General features: G+C 61.5%; 1 protein-coding gene. It reads left to right on the forward strand.

The annotated features are described in order from the left end of the window. Window positions 1–697: Ulp1 family isopeptidase (locus tag QWJ46_RS31065; RefSeq protein ID WP_302756373.1), on the forward strand; the 697-nt coding region annotated here is incomplete at both ends.

The raw sequence follows: 697 nt of genomic DNA on the forward strand, positions 1-697 counted from the left end.
TGGGCGACCAGCATATCCAGACGGATTATGAGCTGCTAATGCAGGACTTGCAGCGAAACGATCCGGATCTCGCCGCCAGGACGCGGCTTATCGATCCCCTGATAGCCCATTATCATCTGCGCCTGGGCGATGAGAGCACCGCGCTGAGCGCTTTCCAGCGCATCGTTAATGATCAGGATGGAAGAGATACAGCCGACTTCCTGTTCCTTCCAGTGAGCGATGCCAGTGCTTCGGATCCTGATCACCGCGGCACCCATTGGTCGCTGCTACTCGTTGACCGTCGCAACCGCGAGGGGCCGGCTGCCTATCACTATGACTCCTTCCGGGGCCAGAACGACGAGTTTGCAGCAATGCTCGCACAAAGATTGGGTACCCGTCTGGAGCCCGTCCGCATGACCCAACAGCGCAACGACTATGATTGCGGAGTCTTCGTGGTTGACGGCACGCGGGCGCTCGTTAGACGACTGGCGCGAAGAGGCCGGCCAGCCGTGCTGCACCTCGACAACCTCGTCGCCGATCGGGAGCAACTCCAACGACGTCTGAGCCCCGCGCCCAACAGTGCTCGAGCGGGGGCTGCGGCGGCTGGACCGGAGTCCTCCACACAGATCGCCGATCCCGCAGAGTTTTGGCATGGAGTGGCTCAACCCGGCCAGCTTCCCGATAGCTGGAATACAGCGCCCTTCCGGCAGGATTTGCC

The sequence above is a fragment of the Rhizobium sp. CBN3 genome (assembly GCF_030518245.1).
Lineage (GTDB): Bacteria > Pseudomonadota > Alphaproteobacteria > Rhizobiales > Rhizobiaceae > Rhizobium > Rhizobium aethiopicum_A.